The following is a 26,765-nucleotide window of genomic DNA, read 5'->3' as shown; positions in this document are numbered from 1 at the left end:
CATGTGTGACCATGCACTGGAAGGAGAGTGGCCCGCCACAGCGGTCGGGCTGGATAAAGTGTGCTGTTTTGCCAGCGGTGACAGGGTACTGGTCGCCTCCGGTATCCACGACAGTTTTACCGGCATCCCGCCGGAGAAGCTGCTCGCCCATCTGCGTCGGTTGCGCCAGCAGGGGATGGTCAATCCCATCGCCATCGGCGCCATTCCGTTTGATACCCAATCCCCCTGGCATCTGGTGATCCCGGCGCAATCGCAGTGGGTCAAACGGGATGCGTTGTTACCCGCCCGCTGTTGCCAGCTCCATGGCGAGGTGAGCGAAGTGACCGGCTCTGCCCACTATCAGGGGGCGGTACGGGCGGCGTTGCAGCAGTTCAGCGAGGGGCAACTCGAGAAAGTGGTGTTGTCGCGCGCCATCGATGTGCAAAGCGCAGAGCAGACCTCCCCCGCACACGCCTATGGCTCTCTGTTGGCCCAGAATCCGGGCGCCTATGTGTTCCAGATCCCGCTGCCGGAGGGGGAGACCCTGCTTGGTGCGAGCCCCGAGCTGCTGGTATCGCGCAGCGAGATGGCGGTGGTGAGCAATCCGCTGGCGGGCTCCCGTCCGCGCCACGCGTTTTCCGATCAACAGGCGGCCAGTGCCGAACTGCTGGGGGCGCAGAAGGATCGCTATGAACATGCGCTGGTGGCCGATGCAGTCGCTGCGGCCCTCGCTCCCTTCTGCCGCGAGCTGGACGTCCCTCTGGAGCCGCAGGTGATCGCCACTCCTACCATGTGGCACCTCTCGACCCGCATCGCCGGGCGGCTCCATGAGCCCTCTCCCGTGCTGGCTCTGGCGCTGGCACTGCACCCGACGCCAGCGGTATGCGGCACGCCGCTCTCGGCAGCACGTCAGGCCATCGCCCGGCTCGAGGGGTACGATCGCCGCTTCTACTGCGGCGCCGTCGGCTGGATGGATGCCGATGGTAATGGCGAGTGGGTAGTCACCATTCGCTGTGGCGTGCTGGCTGGCAGGCAACTGCGGCTTTATGCTGGCGCCGGGGTCGTGGTGGGCTCCTCGCCGGAAGCGGAGTGGCAGGAGACCGCCGCCAAGCTAGGCACCATGTTGCGTGCCTTCGGCCTCGAAAGCCGGGAGCCGGAGGTAACCGCATGAAGCCGCTGGTGCCCTTTACCCCCTGGCCCGCCGAGCTGGCAGCCCATTACCGGGCACAAGGGTGGTGGCGCGGACAACCGCTCACCGCCCTGCTCGATGACTCCGCCGCACGGTATCCCGAGCGCACGGCCCTGATCTGCGGCGAGCGAACCCTTAGTTATGGCCAGTTAAAGCGTGAGGTTGATGCGCTGGCGGCGCGGCTGGCGGCGCGCGGGCTGGGCCACGGCGATACAGCGCTGGTGCAGTTGCCCAACTGCGCCGAGTTCTATATCTGCTGGTTTGCCCTGATCCGCTGCGGAGTAGTGGCGGTGCATGCCCTCTACAGCCATCAGCGGCGCGAGCTGGTGGCCTTTGCCCGCCAGATTGAGCCCGCCTTGCTGGTACTCAGCCCCTCCCATCCCGGCTTTGCCGGTGAAGCGGGGAGCCTCGCGGCCCTTGATGAGTTGGTATCGCCTTCTTGCCAGATACTGCTGTTCGAGCAGGTAGAAGGCTCCGATCTTCAGTCGGGATTTGCATGGTGTCAGCCTGACCCCATAGCCCGTGCTGATGGTTCGCCGCTGACGGCCATCGCGCCAACTCCTACCCCGGCCGATCAAGTCGCTTTTTTCCAGCTCTCCGGCGGCAGCACCGGCACCCCCAAACTGATCCCCCGTACCCACGATGACTATGGCTACAGTGTGCGCCAGAGCGTAGCGGTGTGCGGTTGGGATACGCGGGTGATCTATCTCTGCGCTCTGCCGGCACCTCACAACTTTCCCCTGAGCTCCCCCGGGGCACTCGGGGTGTTTTATGCCGGTGGCTGCGTGGTGCTGGCAAAGGATCCCTCTGCTGCAACCTGTCTGCCGCTGGTGCAGCGCCATCAGGTCAACTGGGCGGCACTTGTGCCACCGGCTCTGGCGCTCTGGCTGGAGGCGGCCAGCCACTATCCGCAGACCTCCCTAGAGTGTGTGCAGGTGGGCGGTGCGCGCCTCAGCCCGGCTCATGCCGATGCGGTAGCGAGCCGCCTTGGTTGCCGCCTGCAGCAGGTGTTCGGCATGGCCGAGGGGCTGGTCAACTACACCCGCATCGAGGATGACCAGTGGCACATCGTCAATACCCAGGGCCGCCCGATGAGCCCGGGCGACGAGGTCGAGGTGCGGGGCGGCGACGGACGCCCCTTGCCAGATGGCGAGTGCGGCGAGATCTGGACGCGTGGACCCTACACCTTTCGCGGCTACTTCAAGGCTGATGCCCACAATCAGCGGGCTTTTGATCGGGACGGTTTCTACTGCACCGGCGATTTGGTCTGCCGCTTGCCCAGCGGTCATCTGATGGTGGTGGGGCGCAACAAGGATCAGATCAACCGGGGTGGGGAGAAGATCGACGCCCTCGAGATTGAAGAGCTGTTGCTGACCCACCCGGAGGTGCGGCAGGCGGCACTGGTCGCCATGCCGGATCCCATGCTCGGGGAGCGCAGCTGCGCCTTTTTGATGTGCCGCGAGCCCCTCAATCTGCCCCGTTTGCGCCGTTTCCTGCGCGAGCAGGGGGTGGCCGATTACAAACTGCCCGATCGCCTGGTGCTGGTGGAGCAACTGCCCCACACCCCGGTCGGCAAGATAGACAAACAGACGCTGCGCGAGCAGCTCGCCAAGGAGTGTGCATGACCATTCAATCCCTCGCCGCCTATCCGCTGCCTATCGCAGAGGAGCTGCCCACCGGGCGGGTGAACTGGCCCTTCGAACCGGGCCGGGCCGCCTTGCTGGTCCACGATATGCAGTACTATTTCGTCGATTTCTACGGGCCAGACAATCCGCTGATCAATCAGGTCATCGACCATATCGCCACCCTGATCCGTCAGGCGCGTGCTCTCGGCATGCCAGTGGTCTATACCGCCCAGCCCGCCGAACAGAGTCAGGCAGATCGGGCGCTGCTCAATGACATGTGGGGGCCGGGGCTGACCCGGGCGCCGGAGCGTCAACCCATCGTTCCGGCGCTGGCACCCGAGCCGCAGGATACGGTGCTGACCAAGTGGCGCTACAGCGCTTTTTGCCGCTCGCCGCTGGCAGAGCTGATGGCCGAATGGGGGCGAGATCAGCTGGTGATCTGCGGCATCTACGGCCATATCGGGGTGATGCAGACGGCGGTCGATGCTTTTATGCGCGATATCCGCCCCTTCCTGGTGGCAGATGCCATCGCCGACTTCTCCCGCGAGGATCATCTGTTGGCGCTCTCCTACGTCAGCCGCAATGCGGGTCGGGTGATTACCGTGGCCGAGGTGATGGCGGCCAGCAAACGCCCCCTGACTCGGGAGTCGCTACGTGCTCAGGTGTTGGTGCGGCTGCCCGCCGAGATGCAGCAGGAGCAGCCCACCGAGGATGACAACTTGCTCGACTACGGTCTCGACTCGCTGGCGGTGATGGGGCTGGTGGAAGAGTGGCGTCAGCAGGGGCTGGTGGTGGAGCTGGCCGAGCTGGCCCGCACGCCGACCCTGGCTCACTGGTGGGGGCTCCTCTCCCGTCAGCTTAATGTCAGTCAGGCCACGGCTTATCAGGTCAACGAAGATCACGTCAGCGAACCGGAGTGCACCCCATGAGCGAGTGGCAAGGCAGAACCGTCTGGGTAACCGGTGCGGCACAGGGAATTGGCCATGCGGTGGCACGTACCTTTGCCGAGGTGGGAGCCAGCGTGGTGGCGTTCGATTTGCAACTGGTCGAGGCGCTGCCCGGCAACGTGAAGGGAGTGGTAATCGATGTCAGCGACAGCGAGGCCGTGACCCGCTGCAGCGAACAGCTGCTGGACGAGGGGCTGGGGCCCGATGTGCTGGTCAATGTCGCGGGCGTACTGGCGACCGGCAGGATCGATGAGGTGGATGAAGCCCTCTTGCAGCGCACCTTTGCCATCAACACCTTCGCCCCCTTCTACCTGATGCGAGCCCTGACCCCGTGGTTTCAGGGACGGCGCAGGGGCGCCATCGTCAATGTCTCCTCCAATGCCGGTCGGGTGCCGCGAGTGGGGATGGGCATATATGGCGCCTCCAAGGCGGCGCTGACCAGCCTGACCCGAACTGCTGGGTTGGAGCTTGCCCCCTACGGCGTGCGCTGCAATCTGGTGTCGCCGGGCTCGACCCGAACCCCGATGCTGTACGGCATGTGGCAGGAGGGGGAACAGCGCGAAGGGGAGCTGCGCACCATCGCGGGCCTGCCTGGGCAGTTCAAGCTGGGGATCCCCCTTGGCAAACTTGGGACCCCCGACGAGGTGGCTGCCTGCGTGCTGTTTCTCGCCTCTAATGCCGCCAGCCATATCACCCTGCAGGATCTGGTGGTTGATGGCGGTGCCACTCTGGGGGTCTAGCCCGCGCGCAGCCGATCTGGCAGGTGTGACACTCTACTTTATGGAGGAGGCCTGGCCTCCTCGCTTTTCAGCCATGCGGGCAGGGGCAAGCCGCTGCCCGCTCGATGTTTGCGCAAGGACATTCCCATGGAACAGACAATGGCGATGCGCGCCACCCATCAGCGTGGGGAGCAGCCGCGCTGGTCGCTTACCACAGCTCAGGCGGGCATCTGGTTTGCCCAGCAAAAATATCCGCAGAGCCCCGCCTGCAATACCGGCGAGTACTGGCTGCTGGAGGGGGCGCTGGCACCCCATCACTTCACCCGCGCGGTGCGCCAGACTATCGACGAGATCCCCTGTCTGCACTGTGCCTTTGTGGCTACTGCCGATGGCCCGCAGATGGTGGCCAACCCCGCGTGCTGGCAGCTGAGCGAACGGGATCTGCGCAGCGAAGCCGATCCGCTTGCCGCCGCGCAGGCCGAGATGCGTGCGCAGCTGGCCGTCCCCTTCAATCTGGCCGGGGGGCCACTGTTTGCCACTACCCTCTATCGCCTTGGTGAGGAGCAGTGGGCCTGGTTTATCGCCGTGCACCATATCGCCATTGACGGCTTTGGCCTGAGCCTGCTCTGCCAGCGGGTGGCGAGCTGGTATGAGGCGCTCTGCATTGGCCAGCAGCCAGCCCCCTGTCGTTATGCGACCCAGCAGGAGTTGCTGGCCGAGGAGGTGGCCTATCAGGATTCGCCGCGCGCCGCGCGGGATCGCGATTTCTTCGTGCAGCAGCTGGCCGGGGTGGAGAGCCCTGCGTCGCTCTCCCGCCGTCCGGCGCAAGGGCCGGGCCCCACATATCGTCTTGAGCAGCGGCTTGCTGGCCGCCAGTGGCAGGCTTTGGTGGCACGGGCGAGTCGTTCGGCCTGTCACCCCTACAGCCTGCTGCTGGCGGCGGTGGCCAGCTATGTGCAGCGGATGAGCGGCGCTGGCGAGGTGGTGCTGGGTATTCCGCTGATGGGGCGGCTGGGCTCAGTGGCGGCCGATACCCCCTGCATGAAGGTCAATGTGGTGCCCCTGCGCATCGAGCTGAGCGGCACCAGCCGGGTAGGGGAGTTGCTGGCACAGGTCGAACGGCAATTTGCCGCCCTGCGCCGTCATCAGGGCTGCCGTCAGGAGTGGTTGCAACAGCGCCAGCCGGGTCAGCCGCTGTTTGGCCCTCAGGTCAACCTGATGCCCTTTGCCCGTACCCTCAGCGTTGGTGAAGGTCACAACCAGGTTCGTGGCGAGGTGCAGGTGCTGGCGGCGGGGCCGGTGGAGGAGTGCGCCTTCTATTTTGCCGAGGAGGCAGGCGCTATGACCCTGACCCTCGAAGCACATCAGGGGCGCTTCAGCCAACAGGAGAGCGAACGTCATCTGGCCCGGCTGGTAGCCTATCTGGCGGCCTGGAGTGAGGCGGATGACGAGACCCTGGCGGTGCGCTTGCCGCTGCTGCTGCCCTGCGAGCAGGCTGAGCTGGCGCGCTGGAACCAAACCGACCATCCGTTGCCGACCACCACCCTGAGCGCACTGCTGGCCGAGGGGCTGGCGGCGGCAGATCAGAGCGCCATCGCGCTGGAGTGTGGCGCCGAGCGCTGGAGTGTGGACGAGTTGCGCCAGCGTACCCGCCAGCTAACCTGCTATCTGGCGGGGAGGGGCGTGGGCCCAGGTTGCCGGGTGGCGGTGGTGATCCCGCGCTCTCCCGAGCTTATTCTCGCCCAGCAGGCCATCATGGCGGTAGGTGCCGTCTACGTGCCCGTTGACCCGGACTATCCGGCGGAGCGGATCGGCTACATTCTCGCCAGCAGCGAGCCTGCGCTTGTGCTGACCAGCCATACGCTTCAGATGCCGCTCGACGTGGTCGCGCCACTTGTCTGCCTCGATGCCCCCGGTGTGGCAGAGCAGCTGGCGGCGGTAGAGTTGGCAACGACAGCACCTTGTGAGCTGCCAGCTCCCGGGCCGGAAGATGCGGCCTATATCATCTACACCTCCGGTTCGACCGGTCGGCCCAAAGGGGTAGTGGTGAGCCATGGTGCCATCGTCAACCGGCTGCTCTGGATGCAGCACATGTATCCCATCGGCCCGGCGGATCGGGTGCTGCAAAAGACCCCAGCCGGTTTCGATGTCTCCATCTGGGAGTTCTTCTGGCCCTTTATGACAGGTGCGCGGCTTGTGCTCGCCAAACCGGGTGGCCACAAGGATCCCGCCTACCTTGCCGAGCTGATTGAGCAGGCCGGGATCACCACCTTGCACTTTGTCCCCTCCATGCTGCAGATCTTTGTCACTCAGGCCGAGCCTGCGCGTTGCCGCGCCCTGCGCCAGGTATTCTGCTCCGGCGAGGCGCTGCCCGCGGATCTGGTGCAGCGCTGGTATGGGACATTCTCAGCCCCCCTGCACAACCTCTATGGCCCGACCGAGGCGGCGGTGGATGTCACCTGGTATCCCTGCCGGGCAGACGAGGCGGTGACCAGCGTGCCCATCGGCTATCCGGTCTGGAATACCTGCATCCACATTCTCGACCCCTGGTTGCAGCCTGTGCCGCCCGGTGTAGCGGGGGAGCTCTGGATTGGCGGCGTACAGGTGGCGGATGGCTACTTTGGTCAGCCCGAGCTCACTGCCGAGCGCTTTATTGCCAATCCCTTCGGGACGGGACGGCTCTATCGCAGCGGCGATCTGGCTGCCTGGCGCGAGGATGGCGCCATCGAGTATCTGGGGCGCCTCGATTTTCAGGTGAAGATCCGTGGCCAGCGCATCGAGCTGGAGGAGATCGAGCAGGTGCTGCTGCGCCACCCCCGGGTGGTGCAGGCGGTGGTGCTGGCCCCCGAATTTGCCCCCGGCGATCGCCGTCTGGTGGCCTATGTGGTAGCCGCAGATAGCAGAGATCTGACGCTGGCCGAGCTGGTACCCACCCTTGGCGCTTCCTTGCCTGACTACATGGTGCCGGGGCTCTTGGTAAACTTGGCCGAGCTGCCGCTTACCCCCAATGGCAAGCTGGATCGCAAGGGGTTGCCGCTGCCCGATATGGCGTTGGCGGTGGGTCAGGCGCTGCCGAAAACCCTGCTGGAGGAGCGGCTCTGTCGCCTCTTCGCCGAGATACTGGGGCTGGCGCGGGTCGGCGCCGACGATAACTTCTTTGCCCTCGGTGGTCACTCCCTGCTGGCGGCGCAGCTGGTGGTGCGCATTGAAGAGTCGACCGGACAGGCGCTCACTCTGGCCAGCCTGTTCGAAGCGCCGAGCCCTGCCCAGCTGGCGCGCCGTCTTGGCGGCGAACGGGAGGCAATGCCCATGCTGTTGCCCCTGCGAGCGTCCGGTGCGCAGGCGGGTACATCGGGCCCCACCCTCTTTTGCGTCCATCCCGCCGGCGGGCTCGGCTGGTGTTATGCGCCATTGGTGCCCCATCTGCCGACCGACATGGCCGTCTATGCCCTGCAGGCACGGGCGCTCTGCCAGCCGGATGCACCGCTGCCCGCCAGCTTTGACGAGCTGGCCCTCGACTATGTGACTGAGCTGCGTCGTCAGCAGAGCGAGGGGCCCTACTGGCTGCTCGGCTGGTCGCTCGGGGGCATGCTGGTGCACCGGATGGCCGCCATGTTGCAAGAGCAGGGACAGGAGGTGGCCATGGTGCTGCTGCTCGATGCCTACCCCTGTCAGCAGTGGCAGACCCAGCCGTTGCCCGACGAGCAGCGGATGCTCGATGCGCTGCTGCGGATGGGGGGGATTGCGGTTGCGGACGAGGCGCTCGACTCCCTTACTCGGGGCGACGTGGTGGCTAGGCTGGGAGCGGAGGGGAGTGCGCTGGCCATGCTCGACGAGCAGGTGGTGAGCGCCATGATTGAGCTGGTGGGCCACAACAACCGGCTGATCCGTCAGCCGGTCGACTACTGCTACCACGGGGAGGTGATCTTTATCGAGGCGTCAGCTTCCCGCCAGCCCTGGCTGGATGGACGTGGCTGGGAGCCGCTGACAAAAGGCGAAATCCGCTATGAGCGCTTCCCCTGTCTGCATCAGGAGATGGTGCATCCCGACTGGTTGGCGAAGATCGGCGCTTTTATTTGTGAGCGGGTCGATGGGGTCGGGCAACAACCGCACATCCGGCAGGAAGGGGATGCATGACCCCGGTTGCCGCCATCCGGGAAGCCTTGCAGGCGGGCAAGCTGGTGGGGCTGGGGGAGCCGCACTGGCACCCGGATTTTATCCGGCGCCAGCACGCCTGGCTGTGTGATCCGGCGCTCTGGGGAATCATGACCGATCTGGTGCTGGAGTGCGGCAACCGCCGCCATCAAGGCTTGCTCGATGCCTGGCTGGCGGGTGAGGTGCGCTGGCAAGGGGAGCCGCTGACGCTGGCGCGGCTCTATCCGGTCTGGCTCGACTCCTGTGCCTTTCCCGCTTGGATGGCCCCCGAGTTTCCGGCTCTCTTTTCCGCTCTGCGCCAGAGCAATCTGGCGCGCCCTGCACATATGCGGCTGCGGGTGCATCTCTGCGAGCCCTTATTCGAGTGGCAGGAGATGAGCTCGGAGCGCTGGCAGCAGCACAACAGGGAGCGGGATCAGGCGCTGGCCGACTATCTTCTAACACTTCCCCCGCGCGGCGTGGTGGTGCTGGCAGGGGCGCGCCATCTGCTCAAAGCTGCAGGGGATCCCCACTTTGCTCAGCCGACGCTGGGCCAGTTGCTGGAGGCCGCACGGCCGGGTTGGCTGCAGGTGCTTCACCCCTGGCCAATGGCTGATGGAAAGGGAGATGAGGAAGAGGAGCGAGTGTGCGAGCTGGCCGGGATCGCGACTGCCGACCTCTATCCCCACTGGCCGGTGCATCCGCCGCTGGAGACTCTTATCGACAGGTTGGTGCGCGTGGCTGATGGGGGACGGGAGATGCGAATTTGCCCCACCTTGCTGGCCGAGCCCTGGTGCAGCCACTTGCTAAGCCGTGCTCACTTGCTGCCAGTTGGCATGGCCCGCCAACTGCAACAGTGGTTGGCGTAACTGCTGGTTGGCGTAACGGCTGACTGAAGTAACTCAATGGGGGAGCAAGGCTCCCCTTTTTCACATTTTGCATCCTGCATTCAGCGCTGCAAAGTTGCACCATTTACGGCATACCTTCCCACTCATCGCCGAAAATTCAGCTCCTTCGCTACTTTAAAGAAGTTTCGACTGGTCTTACCTGAGCAAATCTCTTTGCTTTTTATTTAACAAGGTATTTACATCTAGGGGTCACCAGCATCGGTGACGCTCACAACGGCAAGGAGCCAGTTATGACCCATGTCGACATCCCTTTCCTTCGTTACCTCGATGCGGAAGGGTGCCCGGTCGCCACCTTACCGACCTGGCTGGACAAGGCGATACTGCACACCTTCTACCGCAATATGGTGATGGTGCGCAGCTATGACAAAAAAGCGATTGCGCTGCAACGAACCGGCAAACTCGGTACTTTTCCCTCCCATCTCGGCGCAGAAGCCGTGGGGATTGGCATTGGTCTGGCCATGCAGCCGCAGGATGTCTACGTTCCCTACTATCGGGACATGCCCACCCTCTATGTGCGGGGCGTGCCGATGGAGAAGAACCTGCAATATTGGGGTGGTGACGAGCGGGGCAGTTATTTTCTCAAACCCGATGGGACCCCCTCTGAAGATCTCCCCATCTGCGTCCCCATCGCCACCCAGATCACCCACGCTTGCGGTATTGCGTCTGCCTTCAAACTGCGTAATCAACCGCGCGTCGCCGTAGTCACTATCGGCGACGGCGGTACCTCCAAGGGTGATTTTCTGGAGGGGCTCAACTGCGCCGGGGTCTGGCATCTGCCGATGGTCATCATCGTCAACAACAACCAGTGGGCCATCTCGGTGCCGCGCAAGCTGCAATCGAGCGCTCCTACGCTGGCCCAAAAGGGGATTGGTGCAGGGGTGCGCAGCCTGCAGGTGGATGGCAACGATGTGGTGGCGGTCTACGATGCCGCGCGCAATGCCGTCGAACGGGCCCGCAGCGGCAAGGGGCCGACCCTGATAGAAGCGGTCAGTTATCGCCTCGGCGATCACACCACGGCCGACGATGCCACTCGCTATCGCGATGGGGCCGAGGTCGAGGCCGCCTGGGCGAAAGAGCCGGTCAAGCGGCTGCGCCAGTTTATGCACAGCCAGGGCTGGTGGGATGAAGAGCAGGAGCAGAGCCTGCTGGCGGAAGCCACCCGGGAGGTAGAGCAGGCGGTCTCCCGCTATGAGGCGATGGCGCCCCAGCCGCCGGAGGCGATGCTCGATTATCACTATGCCAGCCTGCCCGCCGAACTCGTGCCCCAGCGTGAGCGAGTGATTGCCAAGGGGATGAAGCTGGAGGTTGGCCATGAGTGAGATCAGTTTGCTGGAAGCGGTCAACATGGCTCTTCACTACGAGATGGAGCACGACCCGGATGTGGTGGTACTGGGCGAGGATGTCGGGGTCAACGGCGGGGTGTTTCGCGCCACCGTAGGGCTGCGCGACAAGTTCGGTTTCAAGCGGGTGATCGACACGCCGCTGGCCGAGGGATTGATCGCCGGGGTGGCGGTCGGCATGGCCACTCAGGGGCTCAAGCCGGTGGCTGAGTTCCAGTTTCAGGGTTTCATCTTCCCTGGGATGGAGCAGATCATCTGTCAGGCGGCGCGGATGCGAAACCGCACCCGTGGCCGCCTCTCCTGTCCCCTTGTCTATCGCTCCCCGTATGGCGCGGGCATTCACTCGCCAGAACACCACAGCGAGAGTGTCGAGGCGCTGTTTGCCCATATTCCGGGGCTACGGGTGGTGATCCCCTCCAGCCCGAGACGTGCTTATGGCCTGCTGCTCTCCGCCATCCGCGATCCGGATCCCGTGATGTTTTTTGAACCTGACCGCATCTATCGCTCGATGAAATCCGAGGTGGTGGATGACGGTGTCGGCTTGCCGCTGGATGTCTGTTTCACCCTGCGCCCGGGCCGGGATATCACGGTAGTGGCCTGGGGGGCCTGCATTCAGGAGGTGATGCGGGCGGCGAACCTGCTGGCCGAGCAGGATATCCAGTGCGAGGTGCTGGATCTGGCCACCATCAAGCCGCTGGATATGGAGACCATCCTCACCTCGGTACGCAAGACCGGCCGTTTACTGGTGGTACACGAGGCGTGCGGCAGCTTCGGGGTCGGGGCCGAAATCGTGGCGCGGGTGACCGAGCAGACACTTCCCAGCCTCAAGGCGCCACCCAAACGGTTGACCGGGGTGGATGCAGCTGTTCCCTACTATCGCAACGAAGCGTATTACCTCATCACCGAGCAGGATATCGCCGATGCGGCTCACCAGCTGATGGAGAACCAGTGGCTATGAAATTTTTCAAATTACCGGATCTGGGTGAAGGGTTGGCCGAAGCCGAGATCGTCGAATGGAAGGTGAGTGCCGGTGATACCGTTGCGGTCGATCAGGTGCTCTTGTCGGTGGAAACGGCCAAGGCGCTGGTGGATGTACCCTCTCCGGTAGCCGGGGTGATTGCCCGTCTCTGCGGCGCCGAGGGGGATATCCTCCATATCGGTGCGCCGCTGGTGGAGTTCGAGGGGGGCGAAGATGATGGCACTGTGGTGGGCAAGGTGAGCGCCCATCAGCAGCATATCGAGGATCACTTCGTGGTGGGGGCCATTGCCCCGGGGGGAGCGCTGGTGCAAGCCATGCCAGCGGTGCGACTGCTGGCACAAAAACTGGGTCTGGATATCGACCGGCTCAAGGGAAGTGGCAGCGGCGGCATGGTGACCGAGCTGGATGTGCAGCAGGCATTCGAGTCACAGCAGAGCAGTGGCAACGAATTCCTCAAAGGGTCACGGCGTGCCATGGCCAAGGCGATGGAGCTCTCTCATCAGACTGTGGTGCCGGTCAGCATCACCGATGAGGTGGATTTGCGTCACTGGCGGCCTGATGAGGATGTGACGGTGCGCCTTATCAAGGCCATTGGCGTGGCGTGCCGCGCCGAGCCCTCGATGAATGCCTGGTTTGATGGCGACACCCTGTCACGGCGGCTGTTCAAAGAGGTCAATGTGGCCATCGCGGTGGATTCAAAGCATGGCCTCTATGTGCCGGTGATGGAGAACGTGGCCGAGCGGGAGGGGGCAGATATCCGGCAAGGGCTGGATCGGATGATCGCTGATGTTAAGGCGCGCGCCGTGCCGCGCGAGATGTTGCAGGGGGCGACCATTACGCTCACCAACTTCGGCGCCATCGCAGGCCGTTATGCCAGCCCCATCGTCACGCCGCCGCAGGTGGCCATCATAGGGGCAGGCAAACTGTTCGAAAAAGTGGTGTTCATCCATGGTGAAGCGCGTCCCGTCAGGGCATTGCCGCTGTCGATGACATTTGACCACAGAGCCTGTACTGGCGGGGAGGCGGCTCGTTTTCTCAGAGCGCTGGTCGAAGCGTTGGAAGCAGCCACCTTATAACGGTTTGTGCTCTGCCGTTGGCAGGGCACAAATTTGTTTGCGTAATCTACAAAGCCACGTATAATCCAAACCAGCTTGAAAGGGCGATAGTTATGTCAATGAATACGATGTTTCACATCTTGTCCTGTTGTTCATAAGTTAATCCCGTTTTTTGAGCTTTACCCGCTGAAAAGCATAAGTAATTATTTTGAATACAGGTTTAAAAGATATGTCTAACATGATCACCGGTACCGTTAAGTTTTTCAACGAAACCAAAGGTTTTGGCTTCATCCAGCAAGAAAACGGCCCGGACGTTTTCGTTCACTTCAGCGCCATTCAAGGTAACGGTTTCCGTACCCTGGCTGAAGGTCAGCGCGTACAGTTCTCTGTGACCCAAGGTCAGAAAGGCCCGCAGGCTGAGAACGTAACCGCTCTGTAATTCTTACAGAATTTAAGAAAGCCGTGGTACCTCTGGTGCCACGGCTTTTTGTTTATCTGGCTTCTGCTACTGACTCCCATGTGCTGAATCATGCTGCTATCGCTCTTGCTTGCTGCCACCTTGACTCCGACTTCAGATACGCCGGTACCGGTTCAATCCGCGATGGAAGCGCAGGTGATCTGCCAGCAATTTGTCCAGATCCGGATGGGTGCCGCACAGCAACCTGATGAGGTGAATGCGCGACTGGTCCCTGAAAGGGAGGGGGAGTGGCTGGTGGATGGTAAAGTAAAAGGACCCGAAGGTCCTTTGCTGTTTGCCTGTCATCTTCACCAAGGGGAGCGCTGGGAGCTACTCAACTTTTCACTTTGGGCACCACAGCCGATCAAAGTGGTTTGAGTGCGACCAGTAGATGTTGCAGGTGTTCAACCATGGTCATGCCAAACGGGGTGAGATAGCCGCCATCTTCTGCGCTGATGAGCCCCTGTTGATGCAGACGGGCTGCCGCCTGGCACAACTCTTCAGACATATCGCTGCGTAATTTAATCCCCAAGCTCATGTTGGCCGGATCAAAGCATGCCAGTATTTTCAAATCGTTCACGAATTCGTTAGAAACCTGGTCGATCCCAATCATGGATTTACTCCTTACGCTAAAGATGTATGCAAACTAGCATCCCCGGATCCACTTTAGTGGGGGCTGGCTCAAATTATTGATCTTTGGCTGGATGCTGCGTTTCAAATGCTGTTTTTTTCGGCGTAATCAGATGGTTGGCTGACAGCTTCGCCAAGGGCCGAGCCGGGCCAAACGTGGTAGGATAGGGGAATTCTTTATATCGGACGGTCCATTGGCGGCTGTTCGCCCAGTCCAAGGTATTGCTCATGGTCAAGATCACGCTGGTATCCCTGCTGCATTCACACACCGCCACTTTCCCTGTTTACCCAGTCTCCTTGCTGACCTCCTTGTTGGAGGGCCATGAGGGAGAGGTGTGGCTACCTGCCCGCAAGGGGGGCGACATTACCCATCTTCGCAAACATGCTAAAGGGGCTCGCGCCCGCGAGCTGGCAAATCTCGATGCCGGTTGGTGCGATTTTATATCTGGTCAGGAAGGGGCGACTGCGGAGCTGGATGCGCTGGCCAACTACGACACCGAGATGATGGACAACTTGCAGATGTACTGGCATAGCGCGGGCAAGATCAACAGCCCGATCACAGATAATTTGTTCGAACTTCGTCGCGAAGTGGTGGATGAGGCCCATGGCGAAAAGCTTGCCGCTCTCTGGGAGCAACAACAACAGCAGCGATTTGAGCAGTTGATGAAAAGTGCGGCTGACGGTCGGGATCAACTCTGTTTCGTCGAAGTAGAGTCTGCCTACTGGCTGCGACAGAAGTTGAGCGAGCAACCTGATGTAGAGCTGATCACCCCGACCTTTTAATCAGGTCTGGAAGGTGGGTGAGACGTTTTATTCGCCGCCCTGCTCTATCCTTATGAGCGTTGCTGTTTCCCCGACGGGAGTCAGGAGGCGGCAAGCTGGACAAGCTGACCACAAGATGTGAACATGGCGCCCTTTATCGAGAGAGAGACTTGGCCAATGAGCTATGAACTGAGCGACACCGAGCGCAATGCCGCGCTGCAACTGAACGCTGACTACCGTTACGATCACTTCATCAGCAAGCTGGTCGAGCATGAAGAGCTGTTCGTCCTCACTGACGAGCATGGCGTCATGATGCTGACCACCGATGATGAAGATTGCATCCCGGTATGGCCGCACCCGGAGTACGCCAAGGCGTGGGCCGAAGGCGAGTGGGCCGATTGCAAACCACAGTCCATCACCCTCAAGGTGTGGCTGGAGCGGTGGATTGACGGCATGGAGCAGGACGAGCTGTGTGTTGCCGTGTTCCCGACCCCGGATCAGGAAGGCATCGTACTGGAGCCGGCTGACGTGGCTGACGCCATTGCCGAGAAGCAGGCCAAACGCGGCTGATCACCGAGCTATTCGCAACACCGGTTGCCAACAAAGACCCCGCTATCTGGCGGGGTCTTTGTTTTAGGTCTGTTTGCCAAACGAGTTGTGGCTATCAGGGCTGGCGATAGGTGGTGTCGATGATGGGCTCGGCCGGGAAAGTCTTGCCACTCTTGATGGCTGCCCTGGTCTCGGATTTTAGCTCTTCATCAATCCACAGCAGACCGCCATAGCTGTAACCGCTGTTGTCGCCACCGAGTGGCCAATAGAGCTGCTCGCTCTTGGGCGTTGCTGGTACTTTTGGCAGTTTGATCCAGCGCCATGCCCCTTCCCGGGTGTAGGGCACCTGATACGCAGGCACGAAGCTGGCCAGCTCATAGAGCCGCTGCTGGATCTGCCGTGACAGGGCCGCTTTTTTGGCAAAGTCGAACTCCTTGTCATACTGCTCCACCAAGGCTGTGATGGCGTCGTCATCGATGTTCATGATGTTGTTGGTCTGGGGCTTGTTGGCGTTGACCTTGTGGAAGAACTCCCAATAGGCGGGATAGCGGCTACCCGCCCAGGCCATCAAGGCGCTCTGGTGCTTTTTCTCCAGCATCGATTTGAAACCGGCCGATGCATCCATCAGGTTGAGCTCCAGATTAAGCCCCGCCTTTTTGGCCTCTTCCCGCAGCAGTGTGAGCCGCTGGGCGTGCTCTGCGGTGGTGTAGGTGATGGCGAGGGTCAGTGACTGCCCCTTGTCGTTTTGCAAAATCCCCTGCGGCCCCACTTTGTTAAAGCCTGCCTTGGCAAAGTATTCCCGTGCCAGTTGGGGATCGAACGGACGGGCCTTGATCTCGCTGTTGGTAAATTCACCCTGACCTGAGCCATAGCTGTTGAGGCGTTGGTAATCCCCCCGCAGTAGGGTAGCGAGCATTCTGTCGAAATTGAGGGCATGCTGGATGCCGAGGCGAACATCGAGATTGCGCAGCAGCGGATCGGCGGTGTTGAGATAGAGCCCCATCGGCGGTTGCGGGGTCTGGTTGTAGAACCAGCGCCGCTCGATATACCCCTTCTCGAACTCGGCGGTGTTGGTCTTGTCGTGCCACCAGTTGGGGATCACCAGCGGGAAGCTGTCGAGATCGCCGCGCAGGAAGTGCTGCCAGGCGATGTTCAGATCCCTGAGCACCTTGATCTCGATCCGCGCAGGATTGAAGCGATGCTGGAAGTAGCGCTCGTCATCCCCCCACCAGTTTTCAATCCGCTTGAAGGTGACCGATTTGCCCTTTTTCACCTGATCGATCTGATAGGGACCGGTGACCGGCAACACCTTCCAGTTGTACTCCTTGACCCAGTTGGCGGTGAGCTTGATGGCGTGGCTCGGCTCCGGGCTGATGGGCAGCGATTCGAGCAGATCCTGGCGGCTCTTTTCGGTGCCGCTGGTGATGGCCAGGGTGTGATCATCAAACTTGGTTATGTCTGCTATCTGGGTGCTGTAGTAGTTGTTGTACCAGGGGTCGTTGATCTCCTTGCTGCGCATCATCTTGAGGGTAAAGAGCCAGTCATCGGCGGTGACCGGTTGGCCATCTGACCAGCGTGCCTTGGGATTGATGCGAAAATAGAGGGTCTTGTTGTCGGCGCCGAAGGCCCACTCGTTTGCCAGCATCGGCATGGGGTTGCCGGTGACGGGATGAGTGCTCAGCAGTGGCAGGTTGGTTTCCCGCACGTAACCGGCAAAGCCGCCGTTGGAGTCGGGGCCATATTTGCGCAGGGTCAGGGGGAAGCTGGTCATAAAGGTGCGAAAGGTGCCGCCGCGTTTGGCGGCCGGATCGGCATAGAGAGGGTCCTGGTTGTTGCTCTCCCACTTCAAGTCAGCGGGCAGTGTGGCACTCCAGCCAAACGGGCTCCAGCACAGGGTCAGGGTGATGGCGGTGGCGCGAATGATAGGGGGGAGGCGGCGCCCCCCGGCGGTGATGGTCGATGGCATGTCCTTGCTCTCCTGAAGTCTGCTTCCTGCAGATCACACACTGGTGATGTCAGTCCCGATGGGGACTGGCTCATCATGAAAATTTTATCCTGTCAGGTCAATGAAATAGCGTAAATGGGCAGGCGCTCATCATGTCGCTCTCTGTGGTTTGAACCAGCGCAGTCGGCTACCCAGCAGATGGACCACAAAGCCGAGCAGCACCAGAGCTGAGCCCAGCCACTGCAAGGGTGTTGGATGTTCATCGAGCAGCAGCGCTGCCGTGACCATGCCGACACAGGGGATCAGCAGGGAGAGCGGTGCCACCTGCGCCACCGGATAGCGCATCAGCAGTCGTCCCCACAGGCCGTAACCCAGCCAGGTCGCGACATACGAGAGATAGAGCACGCACAGCAATCCCTGCCAGCTGAAGTCGCGCAGGCTGCTGGCCATCAGCTCCGGCCCTTCGAACAGCCAGGAGAGGGCGAAAAATGGCAGGATGGGCACCAGACCGCCCCAGGCGATCAGGCTCGGCAGCGTGGTCTGGTAGCGCAGACCAATCTGGCGATTGATGACGTTGCCAAGGCCCCAACAGGCGGCGGCACACAGCGTCAGGATAAACCCGAGCAAGGTCAGGTTGCCTTCACCGTGAGTGGCGATGAGATAGAGGCCGAATCCCGCCAAGGGCAGCGCCACCCAGTGGTGGGATTGCCAGCGCTCCCCCAGCCAGATCATTGCAAAAAGCAGGGTGAACACCACCTGGGATTGCAGCACCAGCGAGGCCATACCTGCGGGCATGCCGAATTTCATGGCACTGAACAAAAATGCGAATTGACCGAGGCTGATGGCGCCGCCATAGGCCAGCAGCCAGCGCCAGGGCATGGCGGGTTTGGGTACCAGCAAGATGGCGGGGAAGACCACGCCGATAAAGCGCAGCGCACCCAGCAGCAGTGGGGGGATCCCCTCCAGCCCCCACTTGATGGCCACGAAGTTAAGCCCCCAGCAGAGGATGACCAGAGCGGCCAGAAACTTGTCTTTGGTGTGCATGCGGTGTCCTTCGGTCTGTGGCCTCTGCCATGAGAGGCCAAAAGAGGACGAGCATACCCCCGCCAGGGTGGGCGCCGTCAAGCCGACCGGCGGGGGAGCAACCCGGCAACGGGGGCCAGGTGCGATTCAGGCAGAGACGCAGTGCACTGTGATGCCGCGTGCGGCCAGGGTGGCCCGCATGGGGGCGGGCAGGGCATCGTCGGTAACCAGCACCTTGATCTGGCCCGGCGCGCCAAGCTGGCTCGGGTGGATGGCGCCAAATTTGCTGCTGTCGGTGATCACCACATTGGTCATCCCCTTGGCCAGCACGCTGTTGACCACGTCGGCCCGCATCATGTCGCGGCCGGTAAAGCCCATCTCGGGATGAAAACCGTCGACCCCGATAAAGGCCTTGGAGAAGTGCACCTGCTCGATGCAGAGGCGCGTGAGCGGCCCCACCACGCTCTCGCTCTGATGCTGGAACAGCCCGCCGAGCAGCACCACCTGAGCCGGGGTATCTTTGAGCAGATGGGCGATATAGCTGCTGATGGTGATGATGGTGACCCGTTTGTGCAGGGCCAGATGGCGCGCCAGCATGGCGTTGGCACTGCCCCCTTCGATAAAGACCGTTTCGCCATCTTCCACCAGCTGGGCGGCCCGCTCGGCGAGGCGCTCCTTGAGCAGGTAGTTGATGTTCATCCGGGCATCGGGGTCATCGGTCTCCAGCGCCATGGCCGAGCCGTGTACCCGTCTGAGCAGTCCCTGTTTCTCCAGCGCGGTGAGGTCGTTGCGCACCGTCACCTCAGACACACCTGTGTGTCGGGAGAGTTCACTCACGCTCATCTTGCGAGCCTGATGGACCAGAGTGAGGATCAGTTGGTGGCGTGGATTCATGGTGCGCTCGCATGCAAGGTGGTGGATAGCGGCAAGCCACCCGAGGGTGGCTTGCCAATCATATGACGTCACAGGCGCCATGGGGAGCGCCCCGTCAGAGACTGTGCTCGGTGCGGGCGATGATATCATCTTGCGCATCCGGGGATAAGGCGGTGAAGAAGGCTGAATAGCCCGCCACCCGTACCACCAGATCCCGGTATTGATCCGGATTGGCCTTGGCTGCCAGCAGGGTTTCCCGCGAGACGATGTTGTACTGCACGTGCCACCCCTTGTGCACCTCGAAGAAGGTGCGCAGCAGGCTCATCAGCTTGGCCTTGTCCCGCTCGTTCTCAAGGCTCGCCGGACTCAGCTTCTGGTTGAGCAGCACCCCGCCGAGGATGGCCGCCGTGGGCAGCTTGCCGATGGAGTTGAACACCGCCGTCGGGCCGAGGCGATCCGAACCCGACGAGGGGCTGGCCCCTTCCGCCAGCGGCGTGCGGGCGTGGCGGCCATCCGGGGTGGCCATGGTGGCGGCACCGAACGGCACGTTGGCGGAGATGGAGGAGGTGCCCGCATAGTAGGTACCGCCGATGGGGCCGCGGCCGAAGCGGGTGTTGTGCAGCCCCTTGAGCTCGTCGATGTAGCTCTGGTAAGCCTTTACCAGCAGCATGTCTACCTCATCCAGATCGTTGCCATATTTGGGGGCGGCATTGGTGAGGCGCTGGCGCAGCTGCTCCCCCGCCAGTCCTGAAAAATCTTGCTCGAGTGCTTCGGCCAGCTCTTGCTGATCCACTATCCCCTGTTCGAACACCAGTTTCTTTAGGGCAGCCAGGCTGTTACCAAGGTTGGCGATCCCCACCTGCAGACCTGAGACCCAGTCATAGACGGCGCCCCCCTCCTTGATGGTCTTGCCGCGTTCGATGCAGTCATCCACCAACGTGCTGCAGAGGATGTCATGGGCTTGAGCCTCCAGCACGCTGTCGACCACGCAGTCGATCTCGATGGATTTGCGGGTGAAGTAGCGCACCTGCTCATCCCAACGGGCCATCACCTCGTCAAAGTTGCCAAAGGTCCCTTCCCGCAGCGACTGGGATTGGGGCAGGAAGACCTTGCCGGTGGTGGCATCGCGGCCACCATCAAGGGAGGCCAGCAGGATGCGGGCGAAGTTGATAAAGCTCATGCCGGTGCAGCGGTAGCCCCACTTGCCGGGCACGGCGGTCTCGATGCAGCCGATGGCGGCGTAGTGGTGGGCATCCTCCACGCTCACCCCGAGCTTGATGAACTCGGGGATCACCACCTCGTCGTTGTTGAAGGCGGGCATGCCAAAGCCGCAGCGGATCACTTGAATGCAGGCGTCGAGGAAATCCTCGCTCATCCCGGCGTGGTAGCGCACCGAGAGGTTGGGCTGGGTGGAGCGCAGCTGGCCACAGGACTCCAGAATCGCGTAGGAGAGGCCATTGACCGCGTCATGGGCTGCACCATCCCGCCAGTTCTGGCCGCCGATGGTGACGTTCTGATAGAGCGGGCTGCCGGCGGATGCCTTGGAGTGGGTGCCGGAGCGGATCTTGTTCACCTCCAGCAACTTGAGCCAGCACCCTTGCAGCAGCTCGATGGCGCGCGTCCGAGGCAGGGATTCCGACAATTCCACCTCGCGGCGATACCAGGGGTAGAGGTACTGATCCATCCGGCCAAACGACACCGAGTGACCGTTGGATTCGATCTGCAGGATGAGCTGGATAAAGTAGCAGAGCTGCAGCGCCTGCCAGAAGGTCTCGGGGGGCTGGTGGGCGATGTGGGCGCAGTTGAGCGCGATGGTCTCAAGCTCGTTTCGGCGCTCGGGGCGAGATTCTTGTGCTGCCATATCATGGGCAAGTGCGGCGTAGCGCGAGATGTGAGCGCTGACCGCATCCAGAGTGATGGCGACGGCGTGCAGGAACTGCTCGCGCTGCAGATCGGCCCAATCCGCCAAATCCAGCCGACTGCGGCGCTCGGCCACCTTGGCCTTGAAGCCATCGAGCCCCAGCGTGAGCAGCTCCTCATAGTTGACCGCGAGGTGGGCATCCCCCGAGGTCATGTTGCCCTCGGCCTTGATGATGCCGCTCTCCAGCAGCGCTTTCTGCTCGTCGGTAAAGAGGCCGAAGCAGCGATCCTGCACCGTCTGGCCGCGCCAGAAGGGGGTGAGGGCGTGGATGATCGCCTTGTCGGTTTCGCTGACTGCAAAACCGGCGCCGGGGCGATCTGCCAGCTCGTCGACCTCCTTCTCAATCCAGCTCACCGTGTATTCGGGAAAGAGCGGCGCCGCCCGTACCTGACTGGCCTGATTGCCGACGATCAGCTCGTCGTGCTTGATCCAGATGGTGCGTTCCTTGAGGTGATGGGCCAGAGCCAGGGCGCGGCGCACCGGCAGCGGCCGGGCGAGATGAGTCTGATAGGCCTCGGTATAGTGGCGGGCCCGCTCGGTACAGACCGGCGGCTGAACGATGTGGATCAGGCTCTCTTTGTGGGCGCGGATCCGCGGGCTCAGGGTATTGAGGTCGAGCTGGGTCATGATCTTATCCTCTGGTCACAGGGGTCAGCCCCTGACGTTGGGCGTATGCGTGGGCAAAGTGGAGTAAATCGGGGTCGTCAAACGGTGTCTCAGGCGCCTGATAGGGCAGATCCAGCAGGGCATATTTGCCCATCCCCAGCGTGTGGTAGGGGAGGAAGTGGATCTCCTGCACCGTGCCGAGGCTGGCAGCGGTGTCGGTGATGGCTTCGATCGATGCGTGGTCGGCATTGAAGCCGGGAATGAGTGGCACCCGGATCTGCATCGGCACGCCGCGCTCGGCGAGGCGCTTGAGGTTCGCGATGGGCAACTCCACCTTGCCGCGGGTCCAGTGGAAGAAACGTTCTTTATCCACGTGTTTGAGGTCCGCCAGCAGCAGATCCAGTGAGGGAAGGCTTTGCTCAATCTGGTGCCAGGGCACATGCAGGCAGCTTTCGACCGCGGTGTGCAGCCCTTCGGCCTTGCAGCGGGCCAGCAGGTTGGCAGCAAATTCGGGCTGCATAAACGGTTCGCCACCTGAGAGGGTGACGCCACCGCCGCTGCGCTCGAAGAAGGGGCGATCCCGCAAGATGGTGTCCATCAGGGTATCCAGGGTTTCATCGCGGCCGCACACCTGCAGCGCTTCGCTTGGGCAGAGGCCGCGCAGCCGTTCCATATCATCGGCCTTGAGGGCAGAACGGCTGAGCTGGATGCCCTCGCTGTCACGCAAGATTGCCGGACAAGCCTGGCTGCAGAGCTGGCATCCCTCGATGCACTGGCGCCGGTCGAGTAGTATGTCCGGCTTGGGAGAGCGGCTTTCCGGGTTTTGACACCAGCGACAGGCCAGCGAGCACCCCTTGAGAAACACCAGGGTGCGAATGCCGGGGCCATCGTGAGTTGAATATCGTTGCAGGTCGAAAATCATACCGCCTCCTTTTGTATTTGCATTCTATTTGCTTTCATTCGAAAGTTGATTTGATTTCGATCAAGCTGTTTGCAGATGTTTTCTCGCTAGAATGGCGACATATTGAACATCCCGTTAAGGAGTTAGAGATGGAGCTGTATCTCGATACCGCCGATGTGGCGGCAGTGCGTCGCTGGTCACGGATCCTGCCGTTGGCCGGTGTCACCACCAATCCTTCCATTACCGCCGCCGGGGGATTGCCGCTCTGTGAGCTGCTGCCCGCCTTGCGCGATGTGCTGGGGCCCAAGGCGCGCCTGTTTGCCCAGGTGATGGCCAAAACCGAAACCGAGATGGTGCGCGAGGCGTTCGCTCTGCGTGAGCTGGACCCGGATCTGGTGATCAAAATCCCGGTATGCGCAGAGGGGCTGGCGGCCATCAAGAGCCTGACCGCCAACGGTGTGCCGACTTTGGGCACCGCTGTCTATACCCCGCTGCAGGGTTGGCTGGCGGCGGTGGCGGGGGCAGAGTACGTGGCGCCCTACGTCAACCGGCTGGATGCCCAGGGGGGTGACGGCATCGCCACCGTGCAGGAGCTGCAACAGCTGCTTGCGCTGCACGCGCCGAACAGCAAGGTGCTGGCGGCATCGTTCCGTACCCCGCGCCAGGCGCTCGACTGCCTGCTGGTGGGTTGCCAGTCCATCACTCTGCCGCTCGATGTGGCGGAGCAGCTGATGAACGTGCCAGCGGTGGATGCGGCGCTGGTGAAGTTCGATCAGGATTGGCAGCGCGCTTTCGGTCGCTGATTGCCTGATTGCAGTGACAGATGGGGGAGGGTGAGGAGACGCAGGAGGGGATTGGGATTGACCGACTAGACTTGTAATAGGCAGTCAGATGCGCTGGCTGCCTTGCGATCTACCGGAGGTATCCCATGAGCGACCATCTGCTGCTCCCCCATGGTGAAGATCTGCGACGTGCGGTGCGCTGGCTCAGTGAGCACCACCAGTACGATATCGCCGCCATCGAAGAGGCCAGCCTGCGTTTCGATCTCTCGCCGTTGGATGAGGAGTTTCTGATCCGGCACTGGCTCGATAGCCAGCGCCAGTCGTGAGGACAGAGTTAGAAGAAGTTGGTGAGGTTGATGCCAAACTCTTTGGGGTCGACCGTGCACTCGATGCTCTCCTTCACACTCGATCTGGCCAGATCCAGCCACTGTACCTCGAGGTAGTGGCGCTGGGAAGCGTGATAGATCACCTTGACCACCGGCTTGAGCGGCTGCTGCTCGTTGCGCTGCATCACGATGGCCAACCGCTGGTTTGAAAGCTGTACCAGCGTTCCCACCGGATAGACCCCCATGCACTTGATGAACTTGGTGACCAGTTCGGCATCGAAGTGCTGGTTGACTCCCTTTAGCAGAATGCGAAAGGCCTGGGTGGGTTGCATGCCAGCCTTGTAGACTCTGTCGGCAGTTACTGCGTCATAGACATCGACAACACCGCTCATGCGGGTATAGAGGGAGAGTTCATCCCCCTTCAGCCGCTGCGGGTAGCCAGTACCATCGAGCCGCTCGTGGTGGTTGGCGGCTACTTCCAGCATGGTTGGGGTGATGCCGGGGGTATTGCGGAGAATGTCGTAGCTATGCACCACATGCTGGCGCATGATGGCAAACTCCTCGTCGGTCAGCTTGCCCGGTTTGTTGAGCACCTCGTCCGGCGTCATGATCTTGCCCACGTCGTGCAACAGCCCTCCCAGAGTCAACTCCTTGAGCACGCTGCGCTCCAGCCCCAGATAACGGCCGAAGTTGGCCAGCAGGATGGCCACGTTCATGGAGTGCTCCATCAGATAGGCATCCTTGGCACGAATACGGGCCAGGCAGAGCATGGCATCGCCATGGGTGAACATGGTGTCCACCATCTCCTCGGCGACTTCGGCGAGCGGAGTGATGTCGATGGGCTCACCCGCTTTGAGGTGGCGAATGAACTTGCCTTGCAGCTCGCGCGCTTCCTGATAGAGGCGGCGGATTTTAAGCTCCCGTCCTTCGCCGTTGGCACTGGCCCGGCGCCCTACCTGGGCGCTGTTGGCATTGAGATCGGGGGAGGTAACGGCGTCACTCTCGGTACTGCCCAGCTTGCTGCGGGCCAGATCGATGCGTACCGTGAGCACCCCCTGACGCACCAGATTGGCAATTTGCGCCACGCTGGTCACCAAGCCCATCTGGGCGATCTCCATCCCACCTGTCTGGCTGGCGATAGCAATGACATACATGCCGGGTTTCAGCTGGTTGACGGGAATGACGGGATAGGATGCTTGAGACTTCATGAGGGCTTCCTGACTCTTATTATTATGAGTATCGTGCGGATGGATCACACCGGAGAAGTGTAACATCGGATGACCAGTTCGTCATAATTGGCAACCCCTTAACAGTGGCGTTGTCGCCCCCGCCCGATATAATGACGCCCCTTTACTTGTTGGACTCCGAGGTTGTGAATGCGGCTTGATAAATTTCTGTGCGATTGTTCCGATTTGACCCGCTCGCTGGCAGGCAAACTGATCCGTCAGGGCGAGGTCATGGTGGATGGTATTGTGGTCAAGCAGCCCGCCTTCCATATCAATGAGCAGAGCCAGATCGAGTTTGACGGCGTGCTGCTGACGCTGGAGCAGCGCAACCGCTATTTCATGCTGCACAAGCCGGAAGGGTATGTCTGCTCCAACGAGGATCCGGATCACCCGACCGTCTTCTTCCTGATGGATGAACCGGCGATGGGCAAGCTGCACGTAGTGGGTCGCCTCGACCTCGATACCACGGGTCTGGTGCTGGTGACCGATGACGGTCAATGGTCCCACCGCATCACCTCGCCGCGCCACGAGTGTGCCAAGACCTATCACGTCTGGCTGGCCGATCCGGTGAGCCCGGATGCAATCGAGCTGTTCGCCGAAGGGGTCTACCTGCGTAACGAGACCGATAAAACCCGTCCTGCCCAGCTGGAAATTCTCGGCGAGTGCGAGGCCCGCCTGACCATCCACGAAGGCAAGTACCATCAGGTCAAGCGGATGTTTGCCTCCATCGGCAACAAGGTCGTTGGCTTGCATCGCGAGCGGGTGGGCGGTTTGACGCTGGATGAAGATCTGGCACCCGGTGAATACCGCGAGCTGACCGCTGAGGAGATTGCCCTGTTCTGATCAGGGGGGGCCGGGTGTCAGTGAGTGCTGAAACCCAGCACCAGCGCGGTGCCCAGGGTGGCAATCAGTGCCCCCGCCCAGGCGGCAATGGATGGCCGCTCCCCCGAGTGCCACCACAACAGCGGCAGCAGCAGTACCGGTGTGGTAGAGGAGAGAATGGCCACCATGCCCACCTCGCCCTGCCGCAGCGCCATCAGGATCAGCGTCATCCCCAGCCCCATCGCCAGAAAACCGTTGGTGGCAATCATGGCGAGGATCTGGCGATTGACCGGTTTGAGCGGCATGGCCAGCGGCAAGCGCCCAAGCCGCAGGACGCAGTGGGCCAGCAGGGCACTGCCCATTCGGATACCCGATGCACTCACCGCATCCACCTCACCACTCATCATCACCGGCTTGGCGATGATGGCCCCCACGCTCTGACACAGTGCCGCCGTCAGGCCAAGGCCAATCCCCAGCGCCAGATTGCCACGGATCTGCTCCCACTCGTTGCTGCTACTGCGTCTGCCAAACAGGATCGCCAGCATCACGCCAGCAAAGACCAGCATGGCCCCCAGCAGTCGCCAGCCTGTCAGCTGTTCATTAAAGAGCCACAGCCCAAGCAGGGCGGAAAACAGCGCATGGCAGGAGAAGAGCAGGGCACTGCGTCTTGGCCCCAGCCGGTTCATGCAGGCAAACAGCGCCGTATCGCCCACGAAGATGCCGACCAGCCCCGAGATGGCGAGCAGGGGCAGGGCGCTTGCGGTGAGGGTTTGCCAGCCACCGGTGAGCAGACTCATGGTGCCGAGCATCAGGCTGACCAGAAACATGCGCCAGCGGCTGTAGGCAAATGCGCCGAGATGACGGGCCGGTTTGACCGAAATTAGCGCTGCAATTGCCCATAAACTGGCCGACGCGAGGGCCAGCCACTCATAACCCATAAAAACTCCTGAAAAAATTAACCCGAAAGACTCCATCTCCCGGGCAAGCCCGATACAATACGGGGCGTTTTCGGGGATAACAAGAGCGGTATCAGGCATTCATCAGGCGCGCCGTCGGCCTTCCCCTCC

The 26,765-nt window shown here is 61.8% G+C and carries 25 protein-coding genes; 16 read left to right on the top strand and 9 right to left on the bottom strand.

Translation table 11 applies throughout. The features are described 5' to 3' along the window. Window position 1 precedes the first annotated feature (1 nt). From G5332_RS14950 to G5332_RS14900, 11 genes are all read left to right on the top strand, one after another. On the top strand, window positions 2–1,150 hold the full coding sequence (locus G5332_RS14950) for an isochorismate synthase (protein ID WP_421249167.1): 1,149 nt from the start codon (window positions 2–4) through the stop codon (window positions 1,148–1,150). After that, complete coding sequence (locus tag G5332_RS14945; RefSeq protein WP_421311311.1) at window positions 1,147–2,793, top strand: (2,3-dihydroxybenzoyl)adenylate synthase; 1,647 nt, start codon at window positions 1,147–1,149, stop codon at window positions 2,791–2,793. The genes G5332_RS14950 and G5332_RS14945 overlap by 4 nt, the downstream gene beginning before the upstream one ends. Further along, the gene (locus G5332_RS14940; protein WP_227340858.1) at window positions 2,790–3,722 is read left to right on the top strand and encodes an isochorismatase family protein; all 933 of its coding nucleotides are present in this window, start codon (window positions 2,790–2,792) and stop codon (window positions 3,720–3,722) included. The genes G5332_RS14945 and G5332_RS14940 overlap by 4 nt, the downstream gene beginning before the upstream one ends. Continuing rightward, window positions 3,719–4,480, top strand: a complete 762-nt coding sequence (dhbA, locus tag G5332_RS14935; RefSeq protein ID WP_421259557.1) for a 2,3-dihydro-2,3-dihydroxybenzoate dehydrogenase — start codon at window positions 3,719–3,721, stop codon at window positions 4,478–4,480. The genes G5332_RS14940 and dhbA overlap by 4 nt, the downstream gene beginning before the upstream one ends. A gap of 126 nt (window positions 4,481–4,606) precedes the next feature. Further along, entirely contained in the window at window positions 4,607–8,596 is a 3,990-nt protein-coding gene (locus G5332_RS14930) for an amino acid adenylation domain-containing protein (RefSeq protein ID WP_421259558.1), read from the top strand. Further along, complete coding sequence (locus G5332_RS14925) at window positions 8,593–9,462, top strand: hypothetical protein (RefSeq protein WP_421259559.1); 870 nt, start codon at window positions 8,593–8,595, stop codon at window positions 9,460–9,462. Before G5332_RS14930 ends, G5332_RS14925 begins: the two co-directional genes overlap by 4 nt. Before the next feature lie 269 nt (window positions 9,463–9,731). After that, a complete protein-coding gene (gene pdhA / locus G5332_RS14920) occupies window positions 9,732–10,820 on the top strand; it encodes a pyruvate dehydrogenase (acetyl-transferring) E1 component subunit alpha (protein ID WP_421259560.1) in 1,089 nt (362 codons plus the stop codon). Further along, window positions 10,813–11,799: an alpha-ketoacid dehydrogenase subunit beta gene (locus G5332_RS14915; RefSeq protein WP_227340854.1), complete on the top strand. Its 987-nt coding sequence runs from the start codon at window positions 10,813–10,815 to the stop codon at window positions 11,797–11,799. Before pdhA ends, G5332_RS14915 begins: the two co-directional genes overlap by 8 nt. Beyond that, complete coding sequence (locus G5332_RS14910) at window positions 11,796–12,896, top strand: dihydrolipoamide acetyltransferase family protein (protein WP_421173092.1); 1,101 nt, start codon at window positions 11,796–11,798, stop codon at window positions 12,894–12,896. The genes G5332_RS14915 and G5332_RS14910 overlap by 4 nt, the downstream gene beginning before the upstream one ends. Window positions 12,897–13,104: 208 nt before the next feature. Beyond that, on the top strand, window positions 13,105–13,314 hold the full coding sequence (locus tag G5332_RS14905; protein ID WP_005302803.1) for a cold-shock protein: 210 nt from the start codon (window positions 13,105–13,107) through the stop codon (window positions 13,312–13,314). A 90-nt stretch (window positions 13,315–13,404) separates the two neighbouring features. Then, window positions 13,405–13,710 carry a hypothetical protein gene (locus tag G5332_RS14900; protein WP_227340852.1) on the top strand — a complete coding sequence of 102 codons (306 nt, stop codon included), beginning with the start codon at window positions 13,405–13,407 and terminating at the stop codon, window positions 13,708–13,710. Here the strand turns inward: G5332_RS14900 and G5332_RS14895 are convergent. Both G5332_RS14895 and G5332_RS14890 read right to left on the bottom strand, forming a co-directional pair. After that, window positions 13,697–13,945 (bottom strand): TIGR02647 family protein, encoded by a 249-nt coding sequence (locus G5332_RS14895; protein ID WP_005334209.1) that lies wholly within the window; start codon window positions 13,943–13,945, stop codon window positions 13,697–13,699. The genes G5332_RS14900 and G5332_RS14895 overlap by 14 nt on opposite strands. Window positions 13,946–14,018: 73 nt before the next feature. Further along, complete coding sequence (locus G5332_RS14890) at window positions 14,019–14,192, bottom strand: hypothetical protein (protein WP_227340851.1); 174 nt, start codon at window positions 14,190–14,192, stop codon at window positions 14,019–14,021. On the opposite strand from G5332_RS14890, the gene G5332_RS14885 reads away from it, so the two are divergent. Both G5332_RS14885 and G5332_RS14880 read left to right on the top strand, forming a co-directional pair. Beyond that, window positions 14,191–14,745 carry a hypothetical protein gene (locus G5332_RS14885; protein ID WP_227340850.1) on the top strand — a complete coding sequence of 185 codons (555 nt, stop codon included), beginning with the start codon at window positions 14,191–14,193 and terminating at the stop codon, window positions 14,743–14,745. The genes G5332_RS14890 and G5332_RS14885 overlap by 2 nt on opposite strands. Before the next feature lie 156 nt (window positions 14,746–14,901). After that, window positions 14,902–15,294 carry a DUF2750 domain-containing protein gene (locus G5332_RS14880; RefSeq protein ID WP_227340849.1) on the top strand — a complete coding sequence of 131 codons (393 nt, stop codon included), beginning with the start codon at window positions 14,902–14,904 and terminating at the stop codon, window positions 15,292–15,294. A 94-nt stretch (window positions 15,295–15,388) separates the two neighbouring features. On the opposite strand, the gene G5332_RS14875 is transcribed toward G5332_RS14880, so the two are convergent. The 5 genes from G5332_RS14875 to G5332_RS14855 form a co-directional block, all read right to left on the bottom strand. Then, window positions 15,389–17,239, bottom strand: a complete 1,851-nt coding sequence (locus G5332_RS14875) for an extracellular solute-binding protein (RefSeq protein ID WP_227340848.1) — start codon at window positions 17,237–17,239, stop codon at window positions 15,389–15,391. A 129-nt stretch (window positions 17,240–17,368) separates the two neighbouring features. Next, complete coding sequence (locus tag G5332_RS14870) at window positions 17,369–18,262, bottom strand: EamA family transporter (protein WP_216954125.1); 894 nt, start codon at window positions 18,260–18,262, stop codon at window positions 17,369–17,371. A gap of 126 nt (window positions 18,263–18,388) precedes the next feature. Continuing rightward, entirely contained in the window at window positions 18,389–19,135 is a 747-nt protein-coding gene (locus tag G5332_RS14865; protein ID WP_005344496.1) for a DNA-binding transcriptional regulator YciT, read from the bottom strand. A 94-nt stretch (window positions 19,136–19,229) separates the two neighbouring features. Then, complete coding sequence (locus tag G5332_RS14860) at window positions 19,230–21,662, bottom strand: formate C-acetyltransferase/glycerol dehydratase family glycyl radical enzyme (protein ID WP_227340847.1); 2,433 nt, start codon at window positions 21,660–21,662, stop codon at window positions 19,230–19,232. A gap of 4 nt (window positions 21,663–21,666) precedes the next feature. Then, complete coding sequence (locus tag G5332_RS14855) at window positions 21,667–22,563, bottom strand: glycyl-radical enzyme activating protein (RefSeq protein WP_216954122.1); 897 nt, start codon at window positions 22,561–22,563, stop codon at window positions 21,667–21,669. Window positions 22,564–22,691: 128 nt separating this feature from the next. On the opposite strand from G5332_RS14855, the gene fsa reads away from it, so the two are divergent. Beyond that, window positions 22,692–23,345, top strand: coding sequence for a fructose-6-phosphate aldolase (gene fsa, locus G5332_RS14850; protein ID WP_421173088.1), 654 nt, complete (start codon window positions 22,692–22,694; stop codon window positions 23,343–23,345). Between the two features lie 125 nt (window positions 23,346–23,470). Beyond that, window positions 23,471–23,650, top strand: a complete 180-nt coding sequence (locus G5332_RS14845; protein ID WP_216954119.1) for a hypothetical protein — start codon at window positions 23,471–23,473, stop codon at window positions 23,648–23,650. Between the two features lie 8 nt (window positions 23,651–23,658). Here the strand turns inward: G5332_RS14845 and G5332_RS14840 are convergent, their stop codons facing one another. After that, entirely contained in the window at window positions 23,659–24,858 is a 1,200-nt protein-coding gene (locus G5332_RS14840; protein WP_421173087.1) for an HD-GYP domain-containing protein, read from the bottom strand. A 168-nt stretch (window positions 24,859–25,026) separates the two neighbouring features. Between G5332_RS14840 and rsuA the strand changes: the two genes are divergently transcribed. Continuing rightward, window positions 25,027–25,719 (top strand): 16S rRNA pseudouridine(516) synthase RsuA, encoded by a 693-nt coding sequence (gene rsuA / locus G5332_RS14835; RefSeq protein WP_108542280.1) that lies wholly within the window; start codon window positions 25,027–25,029, stop codon window positions 25,717–25,719. A gap of 17 nt (window positions 25,720–25,736) precedes the next feature. Here the strand turns inward: rsuA and G5332_RS14830 are convergent, their stop codons facing one another. Continuing rightward, a complete protein-coding gene (locus G5332_RS14830) occupies window positions 25,737–26,636 on the bottom strand; it encodes a DMT family transporter (protein WP_108542279.1) in 900 nt (299 codons plus the stop codon). Window positions 26,637–26,765: the final 129 nt, after the last annotated feature.

This window comes from Aeromonas sp. 603757 (assembly GCF_049171255.1).
Taxonomy (GTDB): Bacteria; Pseudomonadota; Gammaproteobacteria; order Enterobacterales; family Aeromonadaceae; genus Aeromonas; species Aeromonas veronii_A.
This window is presented reverse-complemented; position numbering and strand designations above follow the sequence as displayed.

Excerpts from the sequence above, each read along its gene's own strand:
- G5332_RS14950 (WP_421249167.1), top strand. The coding sequence starts at position 2 with ATGTGTGACCATGCACTGGAAGGAGAGTGGCCCGCCACAGCGGTCGGG.
- G5332_RS14945 (WP_421311311.1), top strand. The coding sequence starts at position 1,147 with ATGAAGCCGCTGGTGCCCTTTACCCCCTGGCCCGCCGAGCTGGCAGCC.
- G5332_RS14940 (WP_227340858.1), top strand. The coding sequence starts at position 2,790 with ATGACCATTCAATCCCTCGCCGCCTATCCGCTGCCTATCGCAGAGGAG.
- dhbA (WP_421259557.1), top strand. The coding sequence starts at position 3,719 with ATGAGCGAGTGGCAAGGCAGAACCGTCTGGGTAACCGGTGCGGCACAG.
- G5332_RS14930 (WP_421259558.1), top strand. The coding sequence starts at position 4,607 with ATGGAACAGACAATGGCGATGCGCGCCACCCATCAGCGTGGGGAGCAG.
- G5332_RS14925 (WP_421259559.1), top strand. The coding sequence starts at position 8,593 with ATGACCCCGGTTGCCGCCATCCGGGAAGCCTTGCAGGCGGGCAAGCTG.
- pdhA (WP_421259560.1), top strand. The coding sequence starts at position 9,732 with ATGACCCATGTCGACATCCCTTTCCTTCGTTACCTCGATGCGGAAGGG.
- G5332_RS14915 (WP_227340854.1), top strand. The coding sequence starts at position 10,813 with ATGAGTGAGATCAGTTTGCTGGAAGCGGTCAACATGGCTCTTCACTAC.
- G5332_RS14910 (WP_421173092.1), top strand. The coding sequence starts at position 11,796 with ATGAAATTTTTCAAATTACCGGATCTGGGTGAAGGGTTGGCCGAAGCC.
- G5332_RS14905 (WP_005302803.1), top strand. The coding sequence starts at position 13,105 with ATGTCTAACATGATCACCGGTACCGTTAAGTTTTTCAACGAAACCAAA.
- G5332_RS14900 (WP_227340852.1), top strand. The coding sequence starts at position 13,405 with ATGCTGCTATCGCTCTTGCTTGCTGCCACCTTGACTCCGACTTCAGAT.
- G5332_RS14895 (WP_005334209.1), bottom strand. The coding sequence starts at position 13,945 with ATGATTGGGATCGACCAGGTTTCTAACGAATTCGTGAACGATTTGAAA.
- G5332_RS14885 (WP_227340850.1), top strand. The coding sequence starts at position 14,191 with ATGGTCAAGATCACGCTGGTATCCCTGCTGCATTCACACACCGCCACT.
- G5332_RS14890 (WP_227340851.1), bottom strand. The coding sequence starts at position 14,192 with ATGAGCAATACCTTGGACTGGGCGAACAGCCGCCAATGGACCGTCCGA.
- G5332_RS14880 (WP_227340849.1), top strand. The coding sequence starts at position 14,902 with ATGAGCTATGAACTGAGCGACACCGAGCGCAATGCCGCGCTGCAACTG.
- G5332_RS14875 (WP_227340848.1), bottom strand. The coding sequence starts at position 17,239 with ATGCCATCGACCATCACCGCCGGGGGGCGCCGCCTCCCCCCTATCATT.
- G5332_RS14870 (WP_216954125.1), bottom strand. The coding sequence starts at position 18,262 with ATGCACACCAAAGACAAGTTTCTGGCCGCTCTGGTCATCCTCTGCTGG.
- G5332_RS14865 (WP_005344496.1), bottom strand. The coding sequence starts at position 19,135 with ATGAATCCACGCCACCAACTGATCCTCACTCTGGTCCATCAGGCTCGC.
- G5332_RS14860 (WP_227340847.1), bottom strand. The coding sequence starts at position 21,662 with ATGACCCAGCTCGACCTCAATACCCTGAGCCCGCGGATCCGCGCCCAC.
- G5332_RS14855 (WP_216954122.1), bottom strand. The coding sequence starts at position 22,563 with ATGATTTTCGACCTGCAACGATATTCAACTCACGATGGCCCCGGCATT.
- fsa (WP_421173088.1), top strand. The coding sequence starts at position 22,692 with ATGGAGCTGTATCTCGATACCGCCGATGTGGCGGCAGTGCGTCGCTGG.
- G5332_RS14845 (WP_216954119.1), top strand. The coding sequence starts at position 23,471 with ATGAGCGACCATCTGCTGCTCCCCCATGGTGAAGATCTGCGACGTGCG.
- G5332_RS14840 (WP_421173087.1), bottom strand. The coding sequence starts at position 24,858 with ATGAAGTCTCAAGCATCCTATCCCGTCATTCCCGTCAACCAGCTGAAA.
- rsuA (WP_108542280.1), top strand. The coding sequence starts at position 25,027 with ATGCGGCTTGATAAATTTCTGTGCGATTGTTCCGATTTGACCCGCTCG.
- G5332_RS14830 (WP_108542279.1), bottom strand. The coding sequence starts at position 26,636 with ATGGGTTATGAGTGGCTGGCCCTCGCGTCGGCCAGTTTATGGGCAATT.